The sequence below is a fragment of the Flavobacterium sp. YO12 genome, from assembly GCF_004119495.1.
Taxonomy (GTDB): Bacteria; Bacteroidota; Bacteroidia; order Flavobacteriales; family Flavobacteriaceae; genus Flavobacterium.
This window is the reverse complement of the sequence record NZ_NRQU01000139.1, coordinates 1-1,281: the sequence shown is the minus strand read 5'-3', so window position 1 is coordinate 1,281 and position 1,281 is coordinate 1. Positions and strand designations below refer to the sequence as shown.

1 protein-coding gene is annotated in these 1,281 nt (G+C 38.2%); it reads left to right on the top strand.

Annotation, left to right across the window (positions count from 1 at the left end; all coding sequences use genetic code 11):
• Positions 1-1,281 (top strand): SprB repeat-containing protein (locus BOW55_RS20665; RefSeq protein ID WP_206733641.1); only part of this gene is annotated, 1,281 nt, incomplete at both ends.

Genomic DNA, 1,281 nt, shown 5'->3' with positions numbered 1-1,281 from the left:
GTTGGACAACCTGCTCAAGCTCTTTCATGTTCTGTAGTTCAAAACAAACCCGTAACTGCAAATGGTTTAAGTAATGGTGAAGCAACTGTATCTGTACTTGGTGGTACTCCTGGTTATACTTACTTATGGGATAATGGTGAAACTACACAAAAAGCCACAACATTAAACGCAGGAATACATAGCGTAAAAGTTACTGATGCAAATGGTTGCTTTACAGAATGTACAGTACAAATTACACAACCAAATGTACTATCCTGCAGTATACAACAAGACGCAACCGTAAAATGTTACGGTGGTAATACTGGTAAAGCAACTGTAACAGCTGTTGGAGGAAATGGTGAATACATTTATGAATGGGATAATGGAGAAACAACTGCAACTGCAACTGCTTTAACTGCCGGATTGCACTCAGTTACAGTTACAGATAAATTAGGTTACACTACAAAATGTGAAGTTACAATTGGTCAGCCGCAAAATCCTTTAAGTGCAACTACAACTCAAGTTAATGTAGCTTGTGGTGGAGGTACAACAGGTTCTGCAACTGTAATTCCAGCTGGAGGAACAAGCCCTTACACTTATTCTTGGAATACAACTCCTGTTCAAACAGGAGCTACAGCTACAGGACTTCAAGCAGGAACATATATCGTTACTGTTAAAGACGCTAACTTATGTACAATTACAAAAACGGTAACTATTATAGATGGAGATTCTATTAAACCAATAATAGATCCATTGCCAGAAACTTCTACTATTAATTGTCCAGCATTACCTGTATTTACACAGGCAACTGCAACTGATAATGGTGGTAATACTCCGGTTTTAACTTACGAAGATGTTACTACTCAAGGTAACTGTGCCGGTTCTTATTCAGTTACAAGAACTTGGACAGCAAAAGATGAGTGTGGAAACATTTCACTTCCTGTAAGCCAAACAATTAATGTACAGGATAAAACAAAACCAACTTGGGTAACACAAACAGGTTCTTTAAATAGAACAATTGAATGCAGCAATGCACAAGCCTTAACAGCTGCGCAAGCTTTATTCCCTACAGCAACGGATACTTGTGATCAAGATGTTTCAGATCTTAATAAAGTAAGCGGTGAGTTTAAAGCTTCTACAGAATGCGGAAATGCAGGAACTTACACTAATACTTGGACAGTGACAGATGCTTGTGGAAACACTTCTGAAACTTTTACACAAGTAATTACAATTCAAGACACTACTGCACCAACTTGGTCCACTGAAACAGCTTCTTTAGACAGAACAATAGAATGCAGCGAT